Raw genomic sequence first — 21,236 nt, forward strand, 5'->3', positions numbered from 1 at the left:
GGACGCTCAGAGAGCGCTCTTTACGGCGCGCTCGCCGCAATCTTCGGCGTGCTGACGGCGACATCGCCGCATTGCGCACGGTGGCGCAACGCATGGTCGATCAGCACCAGCGCGAGCATGGATTCGGCGATCGGCGTGGCACGGATGCCGACGCACGGGTCATGACGCCCGAACGTTTCGACGACAACGGGCTGCCCCGCCTTGTCGATCGAGCGGCGCGGTGTACGGATGCTCGAAGTCGGCTTGATCGCGATCGACACCGTGATGTCCTGTCCGGTCGAAATACCACCGAGCACACCACCCGCGTGATTGCCGACGAAGCCTTCCGGCGTCAATTCGTCGCCGTGCACCGAACCGCGTTGCGCGACGCTGGCGAAGCCCGCGCCGATCTCGACACCCTTCACCGCATTGATGCCCATCATGGCGTGCGCGATGTCCGCGTCAAGGCGGTCGAACAACGGCTCGCCGAGCCCAACCGGCACGCCGGAAGCCACGACGTTGATGCGTGCGCCGATCGAGTCGCCGTCTTTACGCAAGGCGTCCATATATGCTTCCAATTCCGGCACGATCTCCGCGTTCGGCACGAAGAACGGGTTCTCACGCACATGCGACCAGTCGACGAAGGGCACGTCGATCTCTCCGAGCGCCGCCATGTAGCCGCGGATCTCGGCACCGAATTTTTCACGCAGCCATTTCTTCGCAACCGCGCCGGCCGCTACCGTAGGTGCGGTCAGACGGGCCGACGAACGGCCGCCGCCGCGATAGTCGCGAATGCCGTATTTCTGCCAGTAGGTGTAGTCGGCGTGACCGGGACGGAAGGTGTCGGCGATGTTGCCGTAGTCCTTGCTGCGCTGGTCCGTATTGCGGATCAGCAGCGCGATCGGCGCGCCGGTGGTCTGGCCTTCGAACACGCCCGACAGGATCTCGACCTTGTCTTCTTCCTGGCGCTGCGTGACATGGCGCGACGTGCCGGGTTTGCGGCGATCGAGTTCGAGCTGGATGTCGGCTTCGCTAAGCGCCATGCCCGGCGGGCAGCCGTCGATCACGCAGCCGATCGCGGGGCCGTGCGATTCGCCGAAGGTCGTGACAGTGAAAAGCGTACCGAGCGTGTTGCCGGACATGGGCGTCGTCCAAAGAAATGCGGGGAAAGCACTATTATGCCAGCCCTGAAGAGGCTAGGTCCCGGCCGCCCTACTTCCGCGCCCCGCGCAACTCGGTGACGATCTGCTGCAGCACCTCAGGCGTCGCCTCGGCCGGATCGATCGGCTCACCCACCGCCAGCGTCAGCCGGCTCATCACGCCCTTCTGAATCGGTCGCGGCCAACGCGCGTCGTTGGCGCGTGAAAACACGCTGCCCCACAGCCCGCGCAGCGCCATCGGTATCACCGGCGCCGGCGTGCGGCGAATGATCTCGGTCACGCCGTGGCGGAACGGATTCATCTCACCGGTCTTCGTCAGCTTGCCTTCCGGGAAGATGCAGACCAGATCGCCCTCGGCGAGCGCCTCTGCGCAGCGCTCGTAGGCGCGCGTCAGCAGCTCAGGATCCTGATGGGCAGGCGCAATCGGAATAGCCTTCGCATGGCGGAACACCCAACCGGCAAACGGCGACTTGAAGATCTGATGGTCCATCACGAAGCGGATCGGCCGCGGGCTCTCGGCCATGATGACAATCGCGTCGACGAAGCTCACGTGGTTGCACACCAGCACAGCCGCGCCCTCTTCCGGAATCCGTTCGGCATGCACGAGGCGAATCCGGTAGAAGGTATGCACCAGCACCCAGGCGATAAAGCGCAGCAAAAACTCAGGCACAAGCGAATAAATGTACGTCGCGACGACAATGTTCAGCAGCGCGGTGACGAGGAAAATCGCCGGAATACTGAAGCCCGCCGCGGTCAGTCCCATTGCCATCAGCGCCGAGACGATCATGAACAGCGAATTCAGAATATTGTTCGCGGCGATGATGCGCGCGCGGTGGGTCGGCTGGCTGCGGCTCTGGATCAGCGCATAGAGCGGCACGCTATAGAAGCCGCCGAACATGGCCAGCAGGAACAGATCGGCCAGCACGCGCCAATGGGCGGGCCGCACGAGGAATTCGCCGACGCTCAGCAGATGCCCGGCGGCCGGCAACGCATGGCTCGCGAAGAACAGATCAATCGCGAACACGCTCATGCCGATCGAGCCGAGCGGCACGAGGCCGATTTCGATGCGCCGCTTCGAAAGCTTTTCGCACATCAGCGAACCGAGGCCGATGCCGATCGAGAACGTGCCGAGCAGCACGGTCACCACGTCCGGATCGGCGGACAGCACGTTTTTCGCAAAGCTGAAAAACGAAGACAGAAAAGTCGCACCGACGAACCACAGCCAGGAAATCCCCAAGAGGCTCAGAAACACCGTCCGGTTTTCGCGCGCGAGCTTCAGGTTGCGCCACGTCTCGCTGACCGGATTCCAGTTGACGCGCAGGTCGGGCTGCGGCGCCGCCGTGACAGGCACGAAGTTCGACACCAGCCGCCCCACCAGCGCAATCCCGACACAGGCGCAGGCCAGCACCACCGCGCCATGCTCGACGAAACCCGCGCCCACGCCGCCGACGATCGTACCGATCAGAATCGCGACGAAGGTGCCCATCTCGACCATGCCGTTACCGCCGACCAGTTCCGACTTCGACAGATGCTGCGGCAAATACGAATACTTGACCGGTCCGAACACGGTCGAATGGACGCCCATCAGAAACGTGCACAGATACAGCAACGGCGCGCTATGCAGCCAGAAACCCGTGCCGCCGATCAGCATCACGACGATTTCGAAGCTCTTGACGAAGCGCGTGAGCATCGCCTTGTCGTACTTGTCCGCGATCTGGCCGGAGGTGGCCGACAGCAGCACGAACGGCAGAATGAAGATCGCCGAGATCAGGAACGCCGCGGTTTTCGGATCGACGCCGGAAAAACGCGCCGCCTGGTATGTCACGAGCGACGTGAAGCCGATCTTGAAGACGTTGTCGTTCATCGCGCCGAGAAACTGGGTCCAGAAAAACGGCGCGAAGCGGCGCTGGCTGAGCAGGCGGAACTGGGACTCGTGCGTCTCGTGGGAGCGGGCGGCACGGCGGGCGGCAGGTAACGGGCGATCGCTCATGAGGTTCTGAGAACAGGCTAATAGAGCAGCAAAGGGGAAAGGGCCGGGCACAAAAAAAGCGCACGCTTTCGCGCGCGCCTTGATCGCATTTTCATACTCACGGCAACGGCGCAAGCGCCGCGGTGAGCCACCGCGCGTGAGTTAACGCGGCGCCGGTTGTTGATCCTGCGGTTCTTCCGGCCAGTCGCGGATATAGGCCTTGAGCATGCGGTTTTCGAAGCCCTGCTCTTCGACCACCGCCTTTGCGACGTCGTAGAACGAGATCACGCCCATCAGCGTGCGGCTTTCCAGCACCGGCAAATAGCGCACGTGATGCTCGAGCATCATGCGGCGAACCTCGTTGACGTCCGTTTCGGGCGTACAGGTGAGCGGATGGTCGTCCATCAACTTGCGGATCGTGGAGGTACCGAGGCTGCCGCCATGCTTGCTCAAGGTCAGAATAATTTCGCGAAACGTCAGCATGCCGACGAGGTCGCCGTATTCCATCACGACCAGCGAGCCGATATCGTGCTCGGCCATGGTATTGACTGCGTCGTGCAGCGTGGTATCCGGCGTGACCGTGAAAAGGGTGTTGCCTTTGACTTTAAGAATGTCGCTGACTCGCATAATCTGTCTCCGTGATACCCGCTAGGCTGATATTGCCTGAATGACTTTCGATCCTAGCGGAAAGGTCCATAAAAGGAAAGCGGCCCGCCCACCAAGGCGCCACGGGCGTTTGCAAGGTCGGCCCGGCGCCGTTCAGCGCGCCCACATTGGCCAACCCGCGGGAAAACCGCGCTTGAAGCGATCCATGCCGGTGATAGGATGGCCGCCACTTTCACCTTTCGCGAGGCCGTCCGTGGCCTCGCCGCCCAGGATGTCCGCCAACCGTTTCGATACGCTTGCGCTGCACGCCGGCGCCGCGCCCGACCCCACCACCGGCGCGCGCGCCACGCCTATTTACCAGACTACCTCGTTTTCGTTCCGCGACTCGGACCACGCCGCGGCGCTCTTCAATATGGAGCGCGCCGGCCACGTCTATTCGCGCATCTCGAATCCGACCGTGGCCGTGTTCGAGGAGCGCGTTGCCGCGCTGGAAAACGGCGCGGGCGCGATCGGCACGGCCAGCGGCCAGGCCGCGCTGCATCTGGCGATCGCCACCTTGATGGGCGCCGGCTCCCACATCGTCGCCTCCAGCGCGCTGTACGGCGGCTCGCACAACCTGCTGCACTACACGCTGCGTCGCTTCGGCATCGAGACGACCTTTGTCAAACCCGGTGACATCGACGCGTGGCGCGCCGCGCTGCGCCCGAACACGCGCCTGCTGTTCGGCGAGACGCTCGGCAACCCGGGCCTCGACGTGCTCGATATCGCCACGGTGGCGCAGCTCGCGCATGAGCACCGCGTACCGCTGCTCGTCGATTCGACCTTCACGACGCCCTATCTCCTCAAGCCATTCGAGCATGGCGCCGACTTCGTCTATCACTCGGCGACCAAATTCCTCGGCGGCCACGGCACCACGATCGGCGGCGTACTCGTGGACGGCGGCACTTTCGACTTCAACGCTTCCGGCCGTTTCCCCGAATTTACCGAACCGTACGAGGGCTTTCACGGCATGGTGTTCGCCGAGGAAAGCACGGTCGCGCCGTTCCTCCTGCGCGCACGCCGCGAGGGCTTGCGCGACTTCGGCGCGTGCCTGCATCCCCAGGCCGCCTGGCAACTGCTGCAAGGCATCGAGACGCTGCCGCTGCGCATGGAACGGCACGTCGCGAATACGCGCAAGGTGGTCGAATTCCTGAGCGCACACCCTGCCGTCGAAGCCGTCGCCTACCCGGAACTGCCGTCGCATCCGGACTATGCGCTCGCGAAGCGTCTGCTGCCGCGTGGCGCGGGCGCGGTGTTCAGCTTCAATCTGCGCGGCGACCGCGCCGCCGGGCGCAGCTTCATTGAAGCGCTTTCGCTGTTCTCCCATCTCGCGAACGTCGGCGACGCACGCTCGCTGGTCATCCATCCCGCATCGACGACGCACTTCCGCATGGACGCCGCCGCGCTCGCCGCAGCCGGCATCGCCGAAGGTACGATCCGTCTGTCGATCGGCCTTGAAGACCCCGACGATCTGATCGACGACCTCAAACGCGCACTGAAAGCCGCGCAGAAAGCGAGCGGGACGAGTGCGCCTGGGAGTGGGTCATCCAGTCCGTCAAGCACGGCAAAAACCGGCCCCGTCAGTTCATCCGCTGCTCCGGCAAACGGCAACCCATCCGTCCCGCCTGCCGATGCCGCCAAACCCCGCCCGGAGTCCGCATGATCCTCACCGTTCAAGGCAAGCCCGCCTACGCGTACACCGGCGGCAAACCCTTCGACCCCAACCTGCCGACCGCGGTGTTCATCCACGGCGCCGAGCATGACCATAGCGTGTGGGCATTGCAAACGCGTTACTTCGCCCATCACGGCTTCGGGGTGCTGGCGGTCGATCTGCCCGGTCACTGCCGCAGCGCCGGCCCGGCGCTCACCACCGTGACCGCAATGGCCGACTGGCTGGCCGCCCTGCTCGACGCCGCGGGCGTACAGCGCGCCTTCTTGGCCGGCCACAGCATGGGCTCGCTGATCGCCCTCGACTTCGCCGGCCGCTATCCGGAGCGCGTAACGCACCTGGCGCTGCTCGCCATCGCCGTGCCGATGGCTGTCTCCGACACCTTGCTCGACGCCGCCCTGCACCGCGAGCCCGATGCAATCGACATGGTCAATCAATGGTCGCATTCGACGCTCGCCGCCAAGCCGTCGTGCCCCGGCCCGGGCTTCTGGCTGCACGGCATGAACCAGCGGCTGATGGAGCGTGTCTCGGCCAGCGGCGAGCCGCACCTGTTCCACACCGACTTCACCGCCTGCAATAGCTACGCGGACGGCCTCACACGCGCCACGGAGGTCCGTTGCCCGACGCGCCTGATCGTGGGCCGGCGCGATGCGATGACGCCGCCGCGTGCGGCCAAAGCGCTCGCTGCCGCGCTCTCCCAAGCCGGCGCACGGGTCGACACTGTCACGCTCGAGGCCGGCCATGCCTTGATGACCGAGCAGCCCGATGCCACGCTCGACGCGCTGTTCAGCTTCGCCTCAAAGGCCGCAGGTGCTGTTCCAATCGGCGTTCGATAGTCACTGCGAGGCGTCACGATAACCGGGCACGTGGAGGCGCGCCATCGGCCGAATGGCCTGGTTGCGCGCATGGTCCGATAGCCGCACAATGGGTCAAGCCTGTCCCGTTTCGAGCGCGTTCCGAGCATGCCCGCGCGCGGCGAAGCAACTTGGGAGCGACGGGCACGGAATCGAGTAGCGTCGACATTCGGAGGCCGTGATGGCTCAAACCGCGCACACCGATCACTTCGCGAGTTTCGCGGAGTTCTACCCGTACTACCTGAGCGAGCATCGCAACACGGTATCGCGGCGGCTGCATTTCGTGGGTTCGCTCGGCGTGATCGGCTGCCTCGCCATGGCGCTCGCCACCGGTGACTGGCTATGGCTGCCGGCTGCCGTGATCTGCGGATATGGCTTTGCCTGGGTCGGGCATTTCTTCTTCGAGAAGAACCGGCCGGCTACCTTCCGGCATCCGCTTTATAGCCTGATGGGCGATTGGGTGATGTTCAAGGACATCTGCGTGGGGAAAATTTCGCTGTAGGTTTGCCGCAGCTTCAGGCGGCCTGTTCGTGCAGCCTGCTCACGCAGCCTGATGCGGCATTGAAGAAGTACCCTGCTCACTTTCCTGCGCGCGCGTTGCCCGTGCGGCGGCACGCGCCGCCAACAGCGTAGCAAGCGTCACTTTCAGCTTGTCGTTTTCCAGCGCAGCCAGAAGCGTCTGGCCATCCACGCGCGTAGAGTTCAGCTCAAGCTGATATTCGAGTTCCGCGCGGTCGATCACGAACAGGTCGAACAGACGCTCGACCGTGATCTGCGCCGGATTTGCCAGCAGCAAGAAGTGCGCACGCGTGTCGTCGTCCTGCAAGCGCGCGATCCACTCGATCTCCTCGAGTTTTTGCAGCAGCCTGATCGTGGTATCCATTTCCCGGCGAAGCATTCGCGAGAGCTCTGGCACTGTGTAGCCGCGCTTACCCGCATCGCGCGCTTCCGAAAGCCGCGCGAGGAGTTCAAGCGAATCGAACAGATCGCTGCCCTCGAAAGTCGGCCGGTGAAACTGGCCAATGCGGATCGCCGGCAACGCCGACGCGATCATCGCGCCGGCCAGCGCAATGAACCAGCATAGGTACATCCACAGCAGGAATAGCGGCACAGCGGCAAACGCACCGTAGACCGTGGTATAGGTCGGAATGCGGCGCACGTAGTAGCCAAAGCCGCGCTTGGCGAGTTCGAAGGCGATTGCGGCAGCAACCCCGCCGATCACCGCGTCGCGCCACTCCACACGGCAGTTCGGCAGAAACACGTAAAGCATCGTGAAGGCGAGCGCCGTCAACGGCAGCGCGGCACTGGTCAACGCCCAGTCGATCACCGGCGGAATATGCTGGACGGCCGTGGTGAACGCCATGGACCGCGTGAACAGATAAGAAGAAATCGACAGGCTCACGCCGATCAGAATCGGACCGAGCGTGATGATGGCCCAGTAGACCAGGATGCGCTGCGCGATCGGCCGCGCCTTGCGCACCCGCCAGATCACGTTGAAAGCAGATTCCACGGTCATCATCGTCATGACGGCGGTGACGAACAGAAAAATCATGCCGATGGTCGTGAGGCCTTTGGCCTTGGACGCGAACTGATTCAGATAATCGAAAATCTGACTGTTGAGCTGCGCGGGCATCAGATGGTCGGCGAGGAAAATCTGCAGCGACATCTGAAACGAGCTGAAAATTGGAAACGCGGTGAACAGTGCGAACGCGACCGTGGCGAGCGGCACGAGCGCGAGCATGGTGGTGAACGTGAGGCTGCCGGCCACCTGCGGAATGCGGTCTTCGCTACTGCGCTTCGCCGCAAACTGCGCGAGCCGTTTGAGCGTGTCGAGATCGAAACGCACCCTGGACAACAAACCCACCTCGCTACCTCCCTGCTTCATAAAACGGTGTTTCACGACCGTGCGCGAGGCCTGGCCGAATGGCTATGGATGGCCTGTCTGGCGGACCCAGCCCCTATAATACCCGCTCACCGATGAGGCCTATGAAAGACATTCTCGTGCTCTATTACAGCCGTCACGGCGCCACGCGCGAGCTTGCGCTGGCGATCGCGCACGGCGTCGACAGCGTCCCCGGCATGCAGGCGCGCGTGCGAACCGTGCCGGCGGTTTCCACCGTCTGCGAAGCGACCCAGCCGGACATTCCCGCTGAAGGACCGCCCTACGTCGAACTGCGCGACCTCGAAGAATGCGCCGGTCTCGCGCTCGGTTCGCCCACCCGCTTCGGCAACATGGCGGCGTCGCTGAAATATTTTCTCGACGGCACCACGCCGCAGTGGCTTTCGGGCGCGCTGTCCGGCAAACCGGCCTGCGTATTTACGTCCACCGGCAGCTTGCACGGCGGCCAGGAGTCGACGCTGCTGTCCATGATGCTGCCGCTTCTGCATCACGGCATGCTGATCGTCGGCATCCCGTACACCGAGAGCGCGCTGTCCACTACGCAAACCGGCGGCACGCCCTACGGCGCGTCACACTTCGCGCGCGCGGGCACGGCCGAACAGGGCATCTCCGCCGACGAAAAAACGCTCGCGATTGCCCTCGGCGCCCGCGTTGCCCGCACGGCGGCATCCATGAGCGAGCGGCCGTGAACGCAGCCGCCCTGCCTGTGCAGCAAAAACGCGCCGCCGCTTTCGGCGCCACTGCCGCCTTGCTCGCGCTGATCGCCTTGTCCGTCGCATGGGAATGGTGGCTCGCGCCGCTGCGTCCGGGCGGCTCGGCGCTGGTGCTCAAAGCCGTGCCGCTGCTGCTCGCCCTGCCCGGCGTGTGGCGGCACCGGCTTTACACGCTGCAATGGGCGTCGATGCTGATCCTGCTGTATTTTGCCGAGGGCGTCGTGCGCGGCTGGAGCGACCGTGGCCTGAGCGCCCGCCTCGGCTGGTTCGAAGCCGCTCTCGCCGTAGTTTTCTTCGTCTGCACGCTCGCGTATGTCGCACCGTTCAAGCGCGCGGCAAAACGGGCAGCGAAACGGGCCGCAAAGCAGGCGGCACAAGAGAACGCACAGCAAAACACCGGGCAGGCCGAGGGAGGCACACGATGAGAACAGCGCCTTTCGCGTCGCTTTTCACGTCACCTCCCGCGTAATCTATCCGCCGAACACCCTGACCGACCAACATGACTCAAGCCGCTTTCCTCACCGCTTGCCGCGATGCCATCGGCGCCGCCCAGGTGCTGACCGACCCGCACGACACCGCCCCCTACCTCACCGACTGGCGCCGCCGCTACACCGGCGCGGCCTGCGCGGTGCTCTGCCCGGCCACGCCTGACGAAGTCGCGGCGCTCGTCAAACTTGCCGTCGAACATCGCATCGCGCTGGTGCCGCAAGGCGGCAACACCGGCCTGGCCGGCGGCGCCACGCCGGATGCAAGCGGTGCGCAGGCGGTGATCAGTCTGCGGCGTCTGAATCGCGTGCGCGACATCGATCCGCACAACAATACGATCACCGTCGAAGCCGGTGTCATCCTCGCCGAAGTACAGAAGCATGCCGAAGAAGCCGGCCGCCTGTTTCCCCTCAGCCTCGCCGCGGAAGGCAGCTGCACGATCGGCGGCAATCTCGCCACCAACGCGGGTGGCACCGGCGTGCTGCGCTACGGCAACACGCGCGAGCTGTGCCTGGGCCTCGAAGTGGTCACCGCGCAAGGAGAACTGTGGGACGGCCTGCGAGGCCTGCGCAAGGACAACACCGGTTACGACCTGCGCGATCTGTTCATCGGCGCGGAAGGCACGCTCGGCATCATCACCGCCGCCGTGCTCAAGCTGCATCCGCAGCCGGCCGCTCGCGTCACGGCGCTCGCCGCGCTCGCGTCGCCGCATGCGGCGCTCGATTTCCTCTCGCTCACGCAACGCGTCGCCGGACCACTGCTGACCGGCTTCGAACTGATGTCGGATTTCTGTCTGCGGCTGGTGGGCCGGCATTTCGAACAGATGCGCTATCCGTTCGCCGAGCTGCATGCGCAAGTCGTGCTACTGGAACTGTCGGACAGCGAGAGCGAGGAACACGCGCGTGGGCTATTCGAGCGCCTGATGGAAACCGCGCTCGAAGACGGCCTGGTCGAAGACGCGGTAGTCGCGGAAAACCTCGCGCAGTCGCGGGCATTCTGGAATCTGCGCGAACATATCCCGCTCGCGCAGGCTGAGGAAGGGCTGAACATCAAGCACGATATCGCGGTGCCGATTTCGCGCATCGGCCACTTCATCGAGGAAACCGACGCGGCAATCGCGCAAGCCGTGCCGGGCGTGCGCATGGTCACGTTCGGGCATCTCGGCGACGGCAATCTGCATTACAACGTGCAGGCGCCCGAGGGCGTCGACGCAAAGGCGTTTCTCAAGACCTGGCAAAACCCGATCAACCAGCTCGTCTACGACAGCGTGCACCGGCATCGCGGCAGCATCAGCGCGGAACACGGTCTCGGCCAGTTGAAGATCGACGAGGCGATGCATTACAAGCAGGACGTCGAGGTGCAATTGATGCGCGCCGTCAAACGCGCGCTGGACCCGCTGAACCTGATGAATCCGGGCAAGGTGCTACGCTAGGGTTTGAAGCCTTCGCCGTTTGGTGCGAGGCCCATTGCAGGAGTTGTCGTCGTGAAGATTCGAGTGCTGTCCGATCTGCATCTGGAGAACGACGAGCCCGAACTGGTCCCGCATGCAGAAGCGGACCTGATCGTGCTGGCCGGCGACATCCACAATCACGCGGCCGGTCCGCGCTGGGCGGCGCAGACTTTCGACGGCGCCGTGCCGGTGGTCTACGTGCCCGGCAATCACGAGTACTACGACGGCGAATTCGGCGCGCTCGACACGGCGCTGTACGACGCAGCGGCACAAGTCGACAACGTGCACGTGCTGAACAATGCCGCGCTGATCGACCCGCAAGGCCGCTGGCGCGTGCTCGGCACCACCTTATGGACCGACTTCGCGTTATACGGCGCGGATCCAGACACGCTCGCCGAGTCCATCGACGCATCGCGCCGCGCGATGCTCGACTTCCGCGGCCTGATCCAGATGAACTGGCCGCACGACACTCAGGACTCGCCGCGCGACTTCACCCCTGACGATTCCCTCGCGCTGCACCGGCGGGCGCGCGCGTGGCTCGAAAGCGAGCTGGCGAAGCCGTTCGACGGCAAGACGATCGTCGTCACCCATCACGCGCCGCATCGGCTGAGCCTGGCCGCGCGCTATGCCGAGGACCGCGTGTCGGCCGGTTTCGTCAATCATTTGCCGGAACTGGTGCGCTCGCCCGTTGCACTGTGGATTCACGGACATACGCATACGCCGTTCGATTACACCGTGAACGGCACGCGCGTGGTCTGCAATCCACGCGGCTATCTCGACCGGCGCACCCGTCAACCGGAGAATCCGCAGTTCGCGTGGGATAAGGTCGTCGAGATATAGCGTCGGCTTGGGGCCGATCTGGGTAGCGCGGCCAGGCGCCACGCACTACGCTGTTGTTGTCGTTGGATTCGGGTCTTCGACTCGGCCAACCCCGCCAGCCCGGTCATCTCCGGAGGTCGCTCATGTGTGGTCGAATCAGCCAGTACCGCGATCCGCATCTGTACGCACGGCAGCTCGGCCTCGCCGATCCGCTCATGCTATTCGACGACGCCGACCGCCGCCCCGGCTACAACCTCGCGCCGGGCACGCATCCACTCGCGATTTACCCGGACCAGACGCTGCACGCAATCCACTGGGGTTATTGCCCGGATTGGGCACGCGAGCAGCATCTGCCGCAGACAATCAACGCGCGCGCCGAAACCGCGCCGCATACGCGCTACTTCAAAGATCTGTGGAAAACCGGGCGGGTATTGGTGCCGGCAGACGGCTGGTTCGAATGGCGCATGGAAGCGGCGCCCGGAACATCGCACGGGGATAACCCGGCGGAAGCCGAGGCAACGGTCCGCCAGCCCTACTTCGTGCACCTGAAAAGCGACGCGCCGATGTACCTCGCGGCGCTATCGAGCGTACGCGGCACGGAACCGCAAACGGAAGGCATGGGACTGGTGATCGTAACGGCCACCGCCGACGCGGGCCTGATCGACGTACACGGCCGCCGCCCGCTGGTATTCGCGCCGGAGGCGGCGCGCAGATGGCTGGATCCGGCCCTGCAGTTCGACGAACTCGAGCAGCTCGCTCGCAGCGCCTGCCTGCCCGCCGCGCGGTTCCGCTGGCACCGGGTGAGCCCGGAGGTAGACCGCACGCTCAATGACGAGCCGGGTCTGATTGAAGCGCTGCACTGAACGTGCGGAGCGCGGATCGAAACTAATCGGCAGCCGGACCGCAACCGCGCGGCAACGCACGCGCAGGGCACGCCGAAAAAATGCAACAGCAAGCTCAATTGCTGCGCGCCCAGTACCCCGGCGCGCCGGCCAGCCTCAACGATCGCGCCGTTGCCCCTGCAGATCAGAGCGCTCGACCTTGATCGGCACCAGTTGCGGCTGCTGGTCGCGCAGGCGGCGCAGCAGATCGCGCGATGCGGCGATTCCGATCAGTCCCAGCATGACGGCCACGCCGATCATCAGATGCGTATCCATGAATTCCTCGTCCTTCGATTGTTGCGATTGTTGCGGATCTTGCGATTTGCCGAACAGCGGCCAATTGAACGCGTCCGGCTGAATGCGGCAGCGCATGAACCACACGTTAGCAAATCGACCCCGGCGCAGAAGTAAGGAAATGTTGCGGCGCGGCACTTATGTAACAGACTGTCACGCCACTGCTCGCTGGAACCGTCAACAATGGTCAACCGCCGGCGTACCGCCGATTCAACTGCGCGCGAACTGGCGCAACTCTTCCTGATCGACGGCCAGCGTGACGGGCAGTTCTTCGCGCAGAAATTCGACCCAGGTACGAATTTTTGCGTCCAGATACTGCCGGGACGGATACAGCGCATACAGATTCATTTCCTGCGACGTGTATTCCGGCAACAGCCAGACGAGGTCACCGCTGCGCAGACCGCTAATCGCCGAGTAGATCGGAATCAATCCGACCCCCATGCCGCTACTCACCGCAACCGCCATCGCTTCGGCGACATTCACCTGAAAGGTGGCCGGGCCGAGGGCGATGGTTTCTTCGCCATTCGGGCCGTCGAAGATCCATTTGTCGGTCGGGAATATCGGCGTCACCATTTGCAGACAAGTGTGGCGCGCGAGGTCGGAGGGCGTTTGGGGCACGCCGTGCCGCTCCAGATAAGCCGGCGACGCGCACGCGATGCTGAACGCGCTGCCCAGCCGCTGCGACACCAGCCCCGAATCCGGCAGGCCGGTTGCCAGCGTCAGCGAAACATCAAAACCCTCGTCGAGCAGATCGGGCATGCGCTGCGCGAGCGTCAGCTCGATGTGCACGTCCGGATAGCGCTGCTGATAGCGGCCCACCGCCGGCACCACGTAGTGCTGGCCGAAGCTCGTCATCGCGTGGACCTTGAGCTTGCCGGACGGACGCGCGTGGGCATCGCCGGCCTCCGCTTCCGCCTGATCCACGTACGCGAGGATCTGTTCGCAGCGCTGCAGATAGCGCTCACCCGCCTCGGTCAGCGCGATACGGCGCGTGGTGCGGTTCAACAGACGCGTGCGCAGATGCGCTTCCAGATCGGAAACCGCGCGCGATGCGTACGCCGTGGTCGTGTTCAGGTGCTGCGCGGCACCCGTGAAGCTGCCCGCTTCGACGACGCGGACAAATACGCGCATGTTTTGAAGCGTATCCATACTTTTTCCTGTCGATCCGGAGTTAGTGCTTCAGCCCTTACTCCGGTCCCATGCAACATAAGTTGCAACATAGTTGCCAGTGATCCGCAGCGATTGTTACACGATTCGCAAAGGCGATTGTCTCATATTGCGTAAAAATCCCTTGCATCTTTACCGGTTATTCCCCAATCAATCAAAAAATATAATGACGCACATGCTTCTATAGCCAATTTTGGAGGAAATCGTGCAGTCTCCGGTACAGAAAGGGGTCGCCGCAGCCGCGGTTCTTACGATCTTATTAACAATCGCCGGCTGTGCCAGTACCGGAGGCATCGCGCCGCAGGACCGCGGAGTGGAGCCCTCTTCGCTCGACGTGGGCAACGCCATCCGGGCCGCCAACGCGGACGCCCAATGGCCTGCCACCGACTGGTGGCGCGCCTATAACGACCCGCAGCTCAATGAGTGGATCGAAGCCGCGCAGACGAGCAACCCGAGTCTCGCCGTCGCCCAGGCGCGCGTGCGCGAGGCCATGTCGATGGCGGGTGTCGCCCGTTCGGCGCTGTCGCCGCAGGTGAACGGCAGCCTGTCGATCCAGCGTCAGAAATGGGCCGACAACCTCTATTACGGCCCCGGCCCGCTCGCAGGCCAGCAGTCGTGGAACAACACCGGCACGCTGGGTCTGTCGTACAACCTCGATCTCTGGGGCAAGGACAAGAACGCCGCGGAACGTGCACTCGACGCCGCTCATGCAAGCGCGGCGGACTTCCGCGCCGCCCAGCTCGAACTGGAAGGCAACGTGGTGCGTACGTACATCGAGCTGTCGATGAACTACGCGCTGCTCGATATCGCCAAGTCCACGCTGCAGCAACAGCAGCAGATCGTCGACCTGGCGAACCGGCGTCTGAAAGGCGGCATCGGCACCCAGCTCGAAGTGAGCCAGGCCGAAACGCCGATGCCGGAATACGAACGCCAGATCGATGCGCTCGAGGAAAAGATCGCGCTCGGCCGCAACCAGTTAGCGGCACTGGCCGGCAAGGGTCCGGGCGCGGGCGATGCGATCCAGCGTCCGACGCTCTCGCTCGACAACGCACCCGCCAGTCTGCCAAGCGCGCTGCCCGCGGATCTGATCGGCCATCGGCCGGACGTGGTCGCGGCGCGCTGGACGGTTGCGGCGCAAGCGCGCGGCATCGACGTCGCCAAGGCCAACTTCTATCCGGACATCAACCTGCTGGCGTCGATCGGCGGCTATGCCGCAATGGGCCCGCTGTTCCAGTTCCTGAAGGACCCGTCGCATAGCTGGAGCGCGGGGCCGGCGCTGTCGCTGCCGATCTTCGACGGCGGGCGTCTGCGCTCGCAGCTCGGCGCGGCGTCGGCAGGGTACGACGAGGCGGTGGACAGCTATAACCAGTCGATCGTCGGCGCGCTGAAGGACATCTCCGACCAGGTGATCCGGATCCGTTCGCTCGCAACCCAGGCGCAAGACGCAGACCGCTCGGTCGCAGCGGCGCGCAAGAACTACGACCTCGCGCGCGAAGGCTATCGGCGCGGTTTGACCGACTATCTGAACGTGCTGATCGCGCAAAGCCAGTTGCTGCACGCGCAGGAAGGCGTCGCGAAGATTCAGGCGGAGCGGCTGGGCGCGCATGCGTCGCTGGTCACGGCTTTGGGTGGTGGACTCGACGAACCAGCCAACGGCCCACAGGCGAACGAGACGCTGCCGGCGCATGGGAAGGGTAAGGGCAACGCCGCGGCAAGCACGAGCCACCCTTCCGCCAACGTCAACGCCAGCGCGGCTGAGTAAGGGAGCCGACCATGTCAGCCTCCCCTTCTCCCGCCTCGCGCGCGTCATCGTTCGCCGCGCTCTACTCGGCCGCCGCCGACTGGGCGCGCACCGACGGCCTCACGTGGGTCTATCTGTTCAAGGCGCTCGCCGCCTGCTTCCTCGCGCTCGGCATCGCGATGAAACTCGACCTGCCGCAGCCGCGCACCGCGATGACCACCGTGTTCATCGTGATGCAGCCGCAAAGCGGGATGGTGTTCGCCAAGAGCTTCTACCGGATCTGCGGCACGCTGGTCGGCCTCGTCGTGATGCTCGCGTTGATCGGCCTGTTTGCGCAGCAGCCGGAACTGTTCATCGTCACGACCGCGATCTGGGTCGGCATCTGCACCGCTGGCGCCGCGCGTAATCGCAACTTCAAATCGTATGGGTTCGTACTGGCCGGCTATACCGCCGCGCTGATCGGCATCCCCGCCTCGCAGCATCCGGATGGCGCGTTTCTCAGCGCGCTCACGCGGGTGGCTGAAGTGGTGGTCGGCATCGTCTGCGCGGGCGCCGTCAGTGGTCTCGTGTTTCCGCAGTTCGCCGGCTTGCAGATGCGCGGCACCGTGCGGGCGCGTTTCTCGGCGTTCGTCGAGTATGTTTCGGCCTCGTTGGCCGGCCGCAACGACCGTGCGCAGATCGAAGCAACCAATGCAGGCTTTGTCGCCGACATCGTGGGTTTCGAAGCCGCGCGCAGTGTCGCCGTGTTCGAAGGTCCCGATTCGCGGATGCGCGGCGGCCGTCTGGCGCGTCTGAACAGCGAGTTCATGACCGCGTCGACGCGCTTTCACGCGCTGCATCAGTTGATGAACCGGCTGCGCGATACGCACACGAGCGGCGCGATGGTCGCGGTCGAAGCGCTCGAACCGTACTTCAAGGAAATCGCCCCGTTGCTCGCGAAATCCGGCGAACCGGTGTTGAGCGCCACGGATGCCGCCCACGCCGCCGCGCAACTCGACGCCTACAAAGCGGAGCTGCCCAAGCGCGTGCGCGAAACACGCGCCGCACTGGAAACGCAGCCGGACGCACCGCTGCTCGACTTCGACACCGGCGCCGAACTGCTGTATCGCTTCATCGACGACCTGCACGCGTACGCGGCCACCTATGCATCGCTTGCCGTCGACACGCACGAGCGGGAGCGCTGGATCGAGCGTTACGAACCGAAGACGAATGGAATTGCAGCGGGCGTCGCCGGCTTACGCGCGGCCATCGTCATGATCGTGCTCGGCGCGTTCTGGATCGCGACTGCCTGGCCGAGCGGCTCGACCTTGACACTGGATGCCGCGGCGGTCTGCGCGCTGGCGTCAGCATCGCCGAATCCGAAGCGCACGGCGTTCCAGATGGCCGCCGGCACGCTGGTCGCCTCGGTGATGGGGATGATCGCGGTGTACGGCGTGTATCCGCACATCGACGGTTTTCCGCTGCTGTGCGCTGCGCTCACGCCGTTCCTGCTGCTCGGCGTATTCATGACGACGCGGCCCGCGCTGGCCGGCTACGGCGTCGGCTACTGCATCTTCTTTTGTTTCCTCGCCGGCCCGGACAACCTGATTCACTACGACCCGAGCGGCACCATCAACGATGCGATTGCGCTGGTGCTGTCGATGCTGGTGTGCGCGATTGCCTTTGCCGTGCTGCTACCGCCGTCGACGCCCTGGCTGCGCAACCGTCTGCTGATGGACTTGCGCCGCCAGGTGACGCTGGCGAGCCGCGCGGGCATGCGCCGGGTGCGTTCACGCTTCGAGAGCGGTGCACGCGATCTGATGTCCCAGATCAACGCGCTCGCGCAGAACGAACCCGAGGTCAAACGCGACACCTTGCGCTGGCTCTTCTCGGTGCTCGAAGTGGGCAACGCGATGATCGACTTGCGCGGCGAAGTGGCGGCGTTGCCCCGCGACGCGCGCTACGCGAAGTCAATGCCGTGGCGCGTCACATTGCGTGCGATGCGCGATGCGGTGACCGCGCTGTTCGAACGGCCGCGTGCGGACCGCTTCGACCGCGCGCTCGCCGCCACCACCGATGCGATTGCCGCAGTCCAACTGATGCTCGCCACCTTCACGCCACCGCGTGAGGATCGGCATCGGCTGCAACGCATTCTGAGTCAACTGCATTTCATTCGTACCGCGCTGCTCGATCCGCAATCGCCGCTTGAACCGCTGATGAGCGGACGTGCCGACGCGTCAGAAGGAGTTCGTCATGCCACGTGATATCGCCGTTTTCGACGCCTACGTGCCGGCCATCGTGCTGCTGTTTGTCGCGGGCGCCGCGCTTACCTGGGTGCTGGACCGCGTGATCGCCTATACGGGCCTGTATCGCGTGGTGTGGCATCCGTCCTTGTTCCGGGCCAGCTTGCTCGTGTGTGTGTGCGGCGTGCTGGGTCTCGCCGTTTATCGTTGATCAGAGTCGAAACATGACCATCCGAAATGTTGTGGGCTTCGTCGCGACAACCGTTATTTTTATTGTCGCGATTTTGATTGGGCGTGTGTTGTGGGTTCATTACATGGATGAGCCGTGGACACGTGATGGGCGCGTGCGCGCTGAGATTGTGAATGTGGCGCCTGATGTTTCCGGCGCTGTTGTGGATTTGCCTGTTAAGGATAATCAACTGGTCAAGAAGGGGGATCTGTTGATGCAGATCGATCCTTCGCATTATCAGATTGCTGTTGAGCAGGCGGAAGCTGCTGTCGCTGCGCGGAAGGCGGAGTTGCAGATGAAGCGGGATGATGCGCAGCGGCGGGCGGATATGGATGCTTTGGTTGTGTCTAAAGAGAGTCGTGAGAATGCGACTCATACTGCTTCTGCTGCTGAGGCTTCTTATCAGCAGGCTTTGGCTTCGCTTGATGCTGCTAAGTTGAATCTTGAGCGCACTCGGGTGGTGTCGCCGGTTGATGGGTATGTCACTAATTTGAATGTGTTTCGTGGCGATTATGCTACTGCTGGGTCAGCTAAGCTGGCGATTGTTGATAGTCATTCTTTTTGGGTTTACGGCTACTTCGAAGAGACCAAGTTGCCTCATGTGCGTATCGGGGATAAGGCCGAAGTTCGGTTGATGAGCGGTGGCACCCTTCAAGGGCATGTCGAGAGCATCTCTCGTGGGATCTATGATCGGGATAATCCCGAAAGCCGTGAGCTGCTGGCTGATGTGAATCCGACTTTTAATTGGGTGAGGTTGGCACAGCGTGTGCCCGTGCGGGTGAAGATTGATTCTGTGCCTGATGGGGTTGTGTTGTCTGCTGGGATTACTTGTACTGTTGTTGTTAAGCCAAGCTGAGGGGGTTGCCTTCGCGGCGCTTTTTGTCAGCGTTCTTAGGGCTTTGGCCTTTCCTTGATATGTTAGTGGTCTATTAGCGTTGCCCCTGTGCGGGGCGGCACTTACTTCTCTTTGCCGGCCGCAAAGAGAAGTAAGCAAGAGAAAGCGGCTCAAACCGCTACTGCTAAGTGGGAACCGTGGCCTGCAAGTGGCAGTGGCTCCGTGGAATCCGGGCCCTCGCACATTCGGCGCTAGTGACAAAGAGCTCATCAGCTCCCACTCCGCACTGCGTGCGTCGCGGATGGGTCTGCCTGGGAAACCAGGGGTTCGGTTTTGCGCCCCGGGGAACCATCGGCTTCGCCTCGGCGGCGCTGTGCGCGCCGCCGAGGCGGTCGTTCAGTCTCGTTTCTTTATTCGCGGTGCTTCAGCGTTTTATAGCCTGAACTTTCCGACCATCTGCTTCAGGCCGCGAGCCTGATCGTCCAGGGATCTGGCGGCTGCGGTGGCCTGTTCCACTAGCGCGGCGTTCTGCTGCGTGCCTGAATCCATCTGCGTTACCGCGAGATTGATCTCTTCAATTCCCGCGCTCTGTTCCGATGATGCCGCCGAAATCTCGCCCATGATGTCGGTTACGCGCTTCACCGCCTTCACCACTTCATCCATCGTTTGTCCGGCATCCTGCGCCAGCGTCGAGCCGTTGCTCACTCGCTCCACCGACGTGCTGATCAAGCCCTTGATCTCCTTGGCGGCAGCCGCGCTGCGTTGAGCAAGGTTTCGCACTTCGGCAGCGACTACCGAAAATCCTCGGCCTTCTTCGCCGGCTCGTGCTGCTTCCACCGCCGCGTTCAACGCGAGAATGTTGGTCTGGAATGCAATCCCCTCAATCACGCCAATGATGTCGCCAATGCTCCGCGCGCTGTCGTTGATCTCGTTCATCGTCGCCACCACGCGACTTACTACGTCGCCGCCCTTCTCCGCAATTTCCGAGGCGTTGTTGGCCAGCGTGCTCGCCTGCTTGGCGTTGTCGGCGTTCTGACGAACCGTCGAAGTCAACTGCTCCATGCTGCTCGCGGTTCGCTCGAGCGCCATCGCCTGTTGCTCGGTGCGTTGCGACAAGTCCAGGTTGCCCATCGAGATTTCGCCCGATGCGGTCGCGATTGCGTCCGCGCTGGACGCGATGTCGGAGACCGTCGTCGCGAGGCCGCTTTGCATGTCGTGCAGCGCGTACAGCATGCTCGACTTGTCCTTGCGGCCCAATGCGATCTGGTTCGACAGGTCGCCCGCGGCAATCCGGCTGGCAATTTCCTTTGCGTACGCAGGCTCGCCGCCGAGTTGGCCGGCGAGGCGTCGGACTACCCACTCGCTAATGCCGAACGCCAGTGCGATCAGCGCGACCGTCATCGCAGCGAGCATCACGAACGACGAATGGAAGATGAAACCCGATGCATCGATGGTTGCCTTTGCGGCTGTGCCGCGCTGGGCAACGAGTTCGTCGACGAGTTTTTCGAGCTTGCCGGTCTCGACCAGCAACGAGACGTCCTGGGTGCCGACCTGCCAGTTCATCTGCGAAAGATCGAGCGGCTGCGCTTTTACAAGCGTCACGAAATCACGCAGGTGTCCGCTCCACGCCGCGACGGCAGCGGCGAATTTCTTTTGCTGGTCGACAGCCTTCGCGTCAGATGTGTCGACGTACTGTTGCAGCGTGCCGAGTTCACTCGCGAGGCCGCTCAATCCCTTGTCGATGTCGGCGCCGAGATCGTCGCGCTCCTTGGCGGTGGTCGCGGTCAGCAGCATCTTTTGCGCGCGGCTTGCGCGCAGCATGTGGCCACGCGCCTCTTCGGCAGCGCGGCTCGCGACGTGGCCCTGGTCGTAGATCGATTGTGCGGAAGCATTCAGGCGGCTGATCTGGGTCAGCGAAAACACGCCGATCGCGAGTGTGCCGATCAGCAGCACGGCAAACGCCAGCCGCAATGTCGCCTTCACCGACAAGCCCTTGAGCCGCACGGCCCGCGAGTGGTTGCCCTGGCCACGCGATGGCGACGGTTTGCCCGCCGCTTCCCCTTCCGGTACGAACCCCGCGCCCGTCTGGCCGCCCAGCGAAACTGCTTTCATATTTCTCGTCCCCACGTTTCGAACTGCCGGAAAGGTCGGTTCCGGCATTAATACTTATCTCTCCGGGTCTACGGCATAACCGTCTGCGATCTTTAACGTCGCTTGTCTGAT

At 63.7% G+C, this 21,236-nt stretch carries 19 protein-coding genes; 12 read left to right on the plus strand and 7 right to left on the minus strand.

Translation table 11 applies throughout. The features are described from left to right. Window positions 1-20 precede the first annotated feature (20 nt). The 3 genes from aroC to P3T25_RS42780 form a co-directional block, all read right to left on the minus strand. Window positions 21-1,121: a chorismate synthase gene (gene aroC, locus P3T25_RS42770; RefSeq protein ID WP_429363319.1), complete on the minus strand. Its 1,101-nt coding sequence runs from the start codon at window positions 1,119-1,121 to the stop codon at window positions 21-23. Between the two features lie 70 nt (window positions 1,122-1,191). After that, the gene (locus P3T25_RS42775; protein ID WP_429363321.1) at window positions 1,192-3,129 is read right to left on the minus strand and encodes an MFS transporter; all 1,938 of its coding nucleotides are present in this window, start codon (window positions 3,127-3,129) and stop codon (window positions 1,192-1,194) included. 141 nt (window positions 3,130-3,270) lie between these two features. Further along, complete coding sequence (locus P3T25_RS42780) at window positions 3,271-3,735, minus strand: CBS domain-containing protein (RefSeq protein ID WP_054042287.1); 465 nt, start codon at window positions 3,733-3,735, stop codon at window positions 3,271-3,273. Between the two features lie 250 nt (window positions 3,736-3,985). Here P3T25_RS42780 and P3T25_RS42785 point away from each other — a divergent pair, with 250 nt between their 5' ends. The 3 genes from P3T25_RS42785 (at window position 3,986) to P3T25_RS42795 (ending at window position 6,778) form a co-directional block, all read left to right on the plus strand. Continuing rightward, window positions 3,986-5,416 (plus strand): O-acetylhomoserine aminocarboxypropyltransferase, encoded by a 1,431-nt coding sequence (locus P3T25_RS42785; protein ID WP_429363323.1) that lies wholly within the window; start codon window positions 3,986-3,988, stop codon window positions 5,414-5,416. Next, window positions 5,413-6,258, plus strand: coding sequence for an alpha/beta fold hydrolase (locus tag P3T25_RS42790; RefSeq protein WP_429363325.1), 846 nt, complete (start codon window positions 5,413-5,415; stop codon window positions 6,256-6,258). Before P3T25_RS42785 ends, P3T25_RS42790 begins: the two co-directional genes overlap by 4 nt. A gap of 199 nt (window positions 6,259-6,457) precedes the next feature. Next, window positions 6,458-6,778: an Mpo1-like protein gene (locus tag P3T25_RS42795; RefSeq protein ID WP_012433756.1), complete on the plus strand. Its 321-nt coding sequence runs from the start codon at window positions 6,458-6,460 to the stop codon at window positions 6,776-6,778. 39 nt (window positions 6,779-6,817) lie between these two features. Here the strand turns inward: P3T25_RS42795 and P3T25_RS42800 are convergent, their stop codons facing one another. Further along, window positions 6,818-8,161 carry a YihY family inner membrane protein gene (locus P3T25_RS42800; RefSeq protein WP_429363342.1) on the minus strand — a complete coding sequence of 448 codons (1,344 nt, stop codon included), beginning with the start codon at window positions 8,159-8,161 and terminating at the stop codon, window positions 6,818-6,820. Between the two features lie 101 nt (window positions 8,162-8,262). Here P3T25_RS42800 and wrbA point away from each other — a divergent pair, with 101 nt between their 5' ends. The 5 genes from wrbA to P3T25_RS42825 all read left to right on the plus strand — a co-directional run bounded on the left by wrbA (window position 8,263) and on the right by P3T25_RS42825 (window position 12,507). Further along, complete coding sequence (gene wrbA, locus P3T25_RS42805; RefSeq protein WP_115780521.1) at window positions 8,263-8,865, plus strand: NAD(P)H:quinone oxidoreductase; 603 nt, start codon at window positions 8,263-8,265, stop codon at window positions 8,863-8,865. After that, window positions 8,862-9,314: a DUF2069 domain-containing protein gene (locus P3T25_RS42810; RefSeq protein ID WP_168435596.1), complete on the plus strand. Its 453-nt coding sequence runs from the start codon at window positions 8,862-8,864 to the stop codon at window positions 9,312-9,314. Before wrbA ends, P3T25_RS42810 begins: the two co-directional genes overlap by 4 nt. A 74-nt stretch (window positions 9,315-9,388) precedes the next feature. Then, window positions 9,389-10,807 (plus strand): FAD-binding oxidoreductase, encoded by a 1,419-nt coding sequence (locus P3T25_RS42815; protein ID WP_429363328.1) that lies wholly within the window; start codon window positions 9,389-9,391, stop codon window positions 10,805-10,807. Between the two features lie 51 nt (window positions 10,808-10,858). Further along, window positions 10,859-11,665: a metallophosphoesterase gene (locus tag P3T25_RS42820; protein ID WP_171927664.1), complete on the plus strand. Its 807-nt coding sequence runs from the start codon at window positions 10,859-10,861 to the stop codon at window positions 11,663-11,665. A gap of 122 nt (window positions 11,666-11,787) precedes the next feature. Further along, a complete protein-coding gene (locus P3T25_RS42825; protein WP_171927663.1) occupies window positions 11,788-12,507 on the plus strand; it encodes an SOS response-associated peptidase in 720 nt (239 codons plus the stop codon). A gap of 135 nt (window positions 12,508-12,642) precedes the next feature. Here P3T25_RS42825 and P3T25_RS42830 read toward each other — a convergent pair whose 3' ends face one another. Both P3T25_RS42830 and P3T25_RS42835 read right to left on the minus strand, forming a co-directional pair. Then, a complete protein-coding gene (locus P3T25_RS42830) occupies window positions 12,643-12,897 on the minus strand; it encodes a hypothetical protein (protein ID WP_154559020.1) in 255 nt (84 codons plus the stop codon). Window positions 12,898-13,029: 132 nt separating this feature from the next. Next, window positions 13,030-13,968, minus strand: a complete 939-nt coding sequence (locus P3T25_RS42835) for a LysR family transcriptional regulator (RefSeq protein ID WP_154559019.1) — start codon at window positions 13,966-13,968, stop codon at window positions 13,030-13,032. Between the two features lie 223 nt (window positions 13,969-14,191). Between P3T25_RS42835 and P3T25_RS42840 the strand changes: the two genes are divergently transcribed. Genes P3T25_RS42840 through P3T25_RS42855 form a run of 4 tightly spaced genes read left to right on the plus strand, consistent with a single transcriptional unit; the run spans window position 14,192 to window position 19,034 of the window. Further along, the gene (locus P3T25_RS42840) at window positions 14,192-15,748 is read left to right on the plus strand and encodes an efflux transporter outer membrane subunit (protein WP_168435594.1); all 1,557 of its coding nucleotides are present in this window, start codon (window positions 14,192-14,194) and stop codon (window positions 15,746-15,748) included. 11 nt (window positions 15,749-15,759) lie between these two features. Further along, window positions 15,760-17,970, plus strand: coding sequence for an FUSC family protein (locus P3T25_RS42845; RefSeq protein WP_154559017.1), 2,211 nt, complete (start codon window positions 15,760-15,762; stop codon window positions 17,968-17,970). Beyond that, window positions 17,960-18,160, plus strand: a complete 201-nt coding sequence (locus P3T25_RS42850) for a DUF1656 domain-containing protein (RefSeq protein WP_054042269.1) — start codon at window positions 17,960-17,962, stop codon at window positions 18,158-18,160. The genes P3T25_RS42845 and P3T25_RS42850 overlap by 11 nt, the downstream gene beginning before the upstream one ends. Before the next feature lie 13 nt (window positions 18,161-18,173). Next, entirely contained in the window at window positions 18,174-19,034 is an 861-nt protein-coding gene (locus tag P3T25_RS42855) for an efflux RND transporter periplasmic adaptor subunit (RefSeq protein WP_429363333.1), read from the plus strand. A 411-nt stretch (window positions 19,035-19,445) separates the two neighbouring features. On the opposite strand, the gene P3T25_RS42860 is transcribed toward P3T25_RS42855, so the two are convergent. Further along, window positions 19,446-21,125, minus strand: coding sequence for a methyl-accepting chemotaxis protein (locus P3T25_RS42860; protein WP_429363335.1), 1,680 nt, complete (start codon window positions 21,123-21,125; stop codon window positions 19,446-19,448). Window positions 21,126-21,236 lie beyond the last annotated feature (111 nt).

Origin of the sequence: Paraburkholderia sp. GAS32, assembly GCF_050434225.1 — a bacterium.
Taxonomy (GTDB): domain Bacteria; phylum Pseudomonadota; class Gammaproteobacteria; order Burkholderiales; family Burkholderiaceae; genus Paraburkholderia; species Paraburkholderia madseniana.

Bases quoted from the DNA above. Each gene is read 5' to 3' on its own strand.
- aroC (WP_429363319.1), bottom strand. From the start codon at position 1,121: ATGTCCGGCAACACGCTCGGTACGCTTTTCACTGTCACGACCTTCGGC.
- P3T25_RS42775 (WP_429363321.1), bottom strand. From the start codon at position 3,129: ATGAGCGATCGCCCGTTACCTGCCGCCCGCCGTGCCGCCCGCTCCCAC.
- P3T25_RS42780 (WP_054042287.1), bottom strand. From the start codon at position 3,735: ATGCGAGTCAGCGACATTCTTAAAGTCAAAGGCAACACCCTTTTCACG.
- P3T25_RS42785 (WP_429363323.1), top strand. From the start codon at position 3,986: ATGTCCGCCAACCGTTTCGATACGCTTGCGCTGCACGCCGGCGCCGCG.
- P3T25_RS42790 (WP_429363325.1), top strand. From the start codon at position 5,413: ATGATCCTCACCGTTCAAGGCAAGCCCGCCTACGCGTACACCGGCGGC.
- P3T25_RS42795 (WP_012433756.1), top strand. From the start codon at position 6,458: ATGGCTCAAACCGCGCACACCGATCACTTCGCGAGTTTCGCGGAGTTC.
- P3T25_RS42800 (WP_429363342.1), bottom strand. From the start codon at position 8,161: ATGAAGCAGGGAGGTAGCGAGGTGGGTTTGTTGTCCAGGGTGCGTTTC.
- wrbA (WP_115780521.1), top strand. From the start codon at position 8,263: ATGAAAGACATTCTCGTGCTCTATTACAGCCGTCACGGCGCCACGCGC.
- P3T25_RS42815 (WP_429363328.1), top strand. From the start codon at position 9,389: ATGACTCAAGCCGCTTTCCTCACCGCTTGCCGCGATGCCATCGGCGCC.
- P3T25_RS42825 (WP_171927663.1), top strand. From the start codon at position 11,788: ATGTGTGGTCGAATCAGCCAGTACCGCGATCCGCATCTGTACGCACGG.
- P3T25_RS42830 (WP_154559020.1), bottom strand. From the start codon at position 12,897: ATGCGCTGCCGCATTCAGCCGGACGCGTTCAATTGGCCGCTGTTCGGC.
- P3T25_RS42835 (WP_154559019.1), bottom strand. From the start codon at position 13,968: ATGGATACGCTTCAAAACATGCGCGTATTTGTCCGCGTCGTCGAAGCG.
- P3T25_RS42845 (WP_154559017.1), top strand. From the start codon at position 15,760: ATGTCAGCCTCCCCTTCTCCCGCCTCGCGCGCGTCATCGTTCGCCGCG.
- P3T25_RS42850 (WP_054042269.1), top strand. From the start codon at position 17,960: ATGCCACGTGATATCGCCGTTTTCGACGCCTACGTGCCGGCCATCGTG.
- P3T25_RS42855 (WP_429363333.1), top strand. From the start codon at position 18,174: ATGACCATCCGAAATGTTGTGGGCTTCGTCGCGACAACCGTTATTTTT.
- P3T25_RS42860 (WP_429363335.1), bottom strand. From the start codon at position 21,125: ATGAAAGCAGTTTCGCTGGGCGGCCAGACGGGCGCGGGGTTCGTACCG.